The sequence below is a fragment of the Pseudomonas borbori genome (assembly GCF_900115555.1).
GTDB classification, from domain to species: domain Bacteria; phylum Pseudomonadota; class Gammaproteobacteria; order Pseudomonadales; family Pseudomonadaceae; genus Aquipseudomonas; species Aquipseudomonas borbori.
On sequence record NZ_FOWX01000077.1, the window covers coordinates 1 to 4,652 of the forward strand.

The following is a 4,652-nucleotide window of genomic DNA, read 5'->3' on the forward strand; positions in this document are numbered from 1 at the left end:
AGTGGCTGAGCCTTTCGTCTCAACCGAGGCGCGCATTCTACAGCACCCCATCTTTCCGTCAAGTTGTTTTTCGAAGTTCTTTTCCGAAGAAAACCTTTCTACTCAACCGCTTGCGCCTCCGATCAGCTTCTGGCATCTCGTCAACGGGAGGCGAATTCTACAGCGTTTCAAACCGCTGTCAACCACCTCTTTCACCGCTTCCGATCACCTCGACCGAATCACCGACAAGCCCAAACCACCACCTTGTCAGCCCGGCGCATTCTACACGGCTTTCGCCCCTTTGCAACCCCTCTTTTTACGCTAACCTCTTGTTTTACAAGAGTTTTGCAGAGAGGCCTGCGCCTGAAGAGGTGCGCATTATAGGCCCGAAAGAAACTGCGTCAAGCCTTTATTCGGCTTTTAGCGTAATGCGCGCAAAAGCCTTCTTGCCCGCCTGACAGACGTGGGTTGCGCCCTGCTTATATATAAAGGAACGATCCACCACATCGCCATCTACTCGCACCCCACCGGAACCCAGTAAGTCACGCGCCACGGCAGCGTTCTTGACCAGGCCAGCCTTGTTCAACAAAGCTGCGATAGGCATATCCTCGGCTGAGACCAATTCGATTTCCGGCAAGTCTTCCGGTAGCTCACCCTCGCGCATGCGGTTACCCGCCGAACGATGAGCGCTCGCCGCCGCCTCTTCCCCATGAAAGCGCGCCACTATCTCCTCGGCCAGCTTGATCTTGATATCACGCGGATTGGCACCAGCTTCGACGTCGAGCTTGAACTGAGCAATTTCCTCCATAGAGCGGAAGCTGAGCAATTCGAAGTAACGCCACATCAGCACATCAGGAATAGACACCAGTTTGCCGTACATCACACCCGGGGCTTCCTGTATGCCTACATAGTTGCCCAGCGACTTGGACATCTTCTTGACGCCGTCCAACCCCTCGAGCAGCGGCATGGTGACAACGCACTGCGACGCCTGACCGTAGGCTCGCTGCAACTCGCGCCCCATCAGCAGATTGAACTTCTGATCGGTCCCACCCAGCTCGACGTCCGCACGTAAAGCAACAGAGTCATACCCCTGCACTAATGGGTAGAGAAACTCGTGGATAGCGATCGGCTGATTGGTCGAGTAGCGCTTGCTGAAGTCGTCGCGCTCGAGCATGCGCGCAACCGTGTATTGCGAAGCCAGCCTGATAAAGTCAGCAGGGGCCAGCTGATCCATCCAGGTGGAGTTGAACGCCACCTCGGTTTTCGCCGGATCGAGGATCTTGAACACCTGGGCCTTGTAGGTCTCGGCATTCGCCAGCACCTGCTCCCGGGTCAGCGGTGGACGGGTCGCACTCTTGCCGCTCGGATCACCAATCATGCCGGTGAAGTCGCCGATCAGGAAAATCACCTGATGCCCCAACTCCTGGAACTGCCGCAGCTTGTTAATAAGCACGGTATGCCCGAGGTGCAGATCCGGCGCCGTCGGGTCGAAGCCCGCCTTGATGCGTAGCGGCTGACCACGCTTGAGCTTTTCCACCAGCTCGGACTCAACCAAAACCTCTTCCGCACCGCGCTTGATCAGCGCCAGCTGCTCTTCGACCGACTTCATGGCAAGACTCACGACCACACAAAATTAAAGGGAACCAACGATACAAGATCACAGACAAATAACAAGTTTTGCCCTTGAGAGTCACACGCTTGCAGCCTGCCGCCGCCCTTTTGGGGTTGCCTCACAGACGATTTGGTTATATTTTATACAGTTAATGCATATTCATCAGGTTCTTCATCTTTTCTTTTCACCTATCAAAGTCAAAGCCATCTATGACCTCTATAAGCAAAGCGCCCCCGCCATACCCCAAAACTCACATTCTGGCTGCAAGCGGCATAGCCGCAATGCTCAGCCTGGCTTTGCTGGTGTTCCCCTCACGCGAAGTCGAAGCGAAGAAAACCTACCTCAGCCTTGAGCTCGACAACGGTTCCGAGCTTGTTATGCCGGAAGAGAATGACCTGAGGCCTGACGACCTCAACAATGATCGGAGCACCTCGCCGTTCGTCAGCATCGAGCAGCCCTCGGATACTCGCAATAGCGCCGAGCAGAGTATTGATAACGATGACGGCAACAGTAAGCCGAACACCTCAACTGCCGAGTCAACTCCAACCGATCCCCATCACAAGGTTATCAGGGTTGCCAATGGCGATACGCTCTCCACGATTTTTGCCGATGCGGGCCTCTCTGCCACCAGCCTTCATGAGGTACTGAATAGCAGCAAGGAGGCCAAGCAATTCAGCCGCCTAAAAGTTGGCCAGGCACTCGAGTTCAAGCTCTCTGCGGACGGCCAGCTCGAGAGCCTGAGCAGCAAGCTCAACGACCTCGAAAGCATCTACCTCAGCCGGAATGACAATGGCTTTTCCTTCAAGCGCGACATTGTCAAACCGGACGTCAGAACCGCCTATGCCCGCGGCGTAATCAACAGCTCGCTGTTTTTGTCGGCGAAGCGTGCCGGGCTCTCCCACGGACTCACCATGGACCTGGCCAACGTTTTTGGCTACGACATCGACTTCGCCATGGATATTCGCGATGGCGACGAGTTCGAGCTGGTGTATGAAGAGAAAGTCGTCAATGACAAGCGAGTCGGTACAGGCAATATCCTCTCCGCCCGCTTTACCAACCGGGGCAAGACCTTCACCGCGGTGCGCTATACCGACAAACAAGGCAACACCAGCTACTACAGCGCCGACGGCACCAGCATGCGCAAGGCCTTCATCCGTACACCTGTAGACTTCGCCCGCATCAGCTCACGCTTTTCCAACGGCCGCCGCCACCCGATCCTGAACAAAATCCGCGCGCACAAGGGCGTCGACTACGCCGCAGCCCGCGGCACCCCGATCAAAGCCGCTGGCGATGGCAAGATTGCCCTTGCCGGGCGCAAAGGGGGCTATGGCAACACCGTCGTCATCCAGCACGGCACCCGCTACCGCACCCTCTATGCCCACATGCAGGGCTTCGCCAAAGGCATCCGCACCGGCGGCAACGTCAAGCAAGGCCAGATCATCGGCTACATCGGCACTACCGGCCTGTCTACCGGTCCACACCTGCACTATGAGTTCCAGGTCAACGGTACCCATGTCGACCCGCTGAGCCAAAAGCTGCCAATGGCCGACCCTATCGCCCGCAATGAAAAGCAGCGTTTCCTGCAATTGAGCGCCCCCTTGATGGCGCGCATGGACCAGGAAAAAACTACCCTGCTCGCCCTCAACAAGCGCTAAGGCAGATGCCGCTCTATCTTGGGGTGATGTCCGGTACCAGTCTCGATGGGCTGGATATCGCCCTGATCGAGCAGAGCGAGAAGACGACTCTACTCGCCACCCATTACCTGCCCATGCCGGAAGAGTTGCGGGCAGAGCTGCTGGCGCTCTGTGCACCGGGGCCGGACGAACTGGCGCGGGCGGCCATGGCTGAACAGCACTGGGTAAGGCTGGCTGCCCAGGGCATACAGACGCTGCTGCATCAGCAAGCTCTCAACTCTGCCTCAATCCGCGCAATCGGCAGCCACGGTCAAACTATCCGCCACGAACCGGCCCGAGGCTTCACCATTCAGATTGGCAACTCCGCCCTGCTCGCCGAACTGACCGGCATCAGCGTAGTGAGCGACTTTCGCCGTCGCGATATCGCCGCCGGGGGGCAAGGCGCACCGCTGGTGCCGGCCTTCCACGAAGCCATATTTGGCGAGCGACACAGCTATCGCGCGATCTTGAATGTCGGCGGGTTCAGTAATCTCAGCCTGCTCGCACCCGACCGACCTGTGCGTGGCTTCGATTGTGGCCCGGGCAATGTGCTGATGGACGCCTGGATCCAGCGCCAGCGCGGCGACAGTTATGACCGCGACGGTGCCTGGGCTGCCAGTGGCAAGGTACAACCCGAGCTACTCGAAGCATTATTCAATGAGCCCTTCTTCAAAACCAAGGGGCCGAAGAGCACCGGTCGTGAACTGTTCAATCTGGACTGGCTCGATCAGCACCTGGACAAACACCCGCCCTATGCCGAAGCGGATGTACAAGCGACATTGCTGGAACTGACGGCAATCAGCATCGCCAAGGCCTTGCGCAGTGCCCAAAGCGAGACGAAGGAACTTCTGGTCTGCGGTGGCGGCGCGCACAACCGCACGCTGATGACACGCCTGGCCGCGCTGCTCCCGGATTGCGCAGTCAACAGCACGCAAAGCCATGGCGTACCTGCAGACTGGGTGGAAGCCATGGCATTCGCCTGGCTCGCGCACTGTTGCCTTGAAGGCATACCCGCCAACCGGCCAAGCGTGACCGGCGCAAGCGGCCTACGGGTACTTGGCGCCATATATCCCGCCTGACTGCGGACATCAGCACGCACAGAATCGAGTAGTAGGCGGATTCACATCCGCCGTCCTCTCACACCACCGTACGTACGGTTCCGTATACGGCGGTTCAGGTTATGCGGCTAAGCCGGTTGATCGCATCCAGTATTGAGACCAGCCCCAGGCGATCCCATAGCTTCTTCGGCAGCGCCTGATTCATATGCGCCGCTCCCGAGTTCCACCATGGGCCACGGCCATTGAACGCAGACTTGGATGCGCGGGCCTCGCTGAGTCCCAGACGCATCAGGTTACGAACCCTCGTTGCGGGTTGCTTCCATTGACGCC

The 4,652-nt window shown here is 58.0% G+C and carries 4 protein-coding genes and 1 pseudogene; 3 read left to right on the forward strand and 2 right to left on the reverse strand.

Annotated elements, in window-relative coordinates; genetic code table 11:
• Positions 1 to 304: hypothetical protein (locus tag BM315_RS24890; RefSeq protein WP_212633004.1), on the forward strand; the 304-nt coding region annotated here is incomplete at its 5' end.
• An 84-nt stretch (positions 305 to 388) separates the two neighbouring features.
• On the opposite strand, the gene tyrS is transcribed toward BM315_RS24890, so the two are convergent.
• Positions 389 to 1,588 (reverse strand): tyrosine--tRNA ligase, encoded by a 1,200-nt coding sequence (tyrS, locus tag BM315_RS23895; protein WP_090506155.1) that lies wholly within the window; start codon positions 1,586 to 1,588, stop codon positions 389 to 391.
• A 212-nt stretch (positions 1,589 to 1,800) separates the two neighbouring features.
• Here tyrS and BM315_RS23900 point away from each other — a divergent pair, with 212 nt between their 5' ends.
• Together BM315_RS23900 and BM315_RS23905 are read left to right on the forward strand one after the other, a co-directional pair.
• On the forward strand, positions 1,801 to 3,246 hold the full coding sequence (locus tag BM315_RS23900) for an OapA family protein (RefSeq protein ID WP_090506157.1): 1,446 nt from the start codon (positions 1,801 to 1,803) through the stop codon (positions 3,244 to 3,246).
• Positions 3,247 to 3,251: 5 nt separating this feature from the next.
• Positions 3,252 to 4,343 carry an anhydro-N-acetylmuramic acid kinase gene (locus BM315_RS23905; protein WP_090506159.1) on the forward strand — a complete coding sequence of 364 codons (1,092 nt, stop codon included), beginning with the start codon at positions 3,252 to 3,254 and terminating at the stop codon, positions 4,341 to 4,343.
• A gap of 94 nt (positions 4,344 to 4,437) precedes the next feature.
• On the opposite strand, the pseudogene BM315_RS24895 reads toward BM315_RS23905, so the two are convergent.
• Positions 4,438 to 4,652, reverse strand: a pseudogene (locus BM315_RS24895) (group II intron reverse transcriptase/maturase); the annotation flags it as partial.

What these genes read in the sequence shown, in the direction of transcription:
- tyrS (WP_090506155.1), bottom strand. Translation starts at nt 1,588, where the DNA reads ATGAAGTCGGTCGAAGAGCAGCTGGCGCTGATCAAGCGCGGTGCGGAA.
- BM315_RS23900 (WP_090506157.1), top strand. Translation starts at nt 1,801, where the DNA reads ATGACCTCTATAAGCAAAGCGCCCCCGCCATACCCCAAAACTCACATT.
- BM315_RS23905 (WP_090506159.1), top strand. Translation starts at nt 3,252, where the DNA reads ATGCCGCTCTATCTTGGGGTGATGTCCGGTACCAGTCTCGATGGGCTG.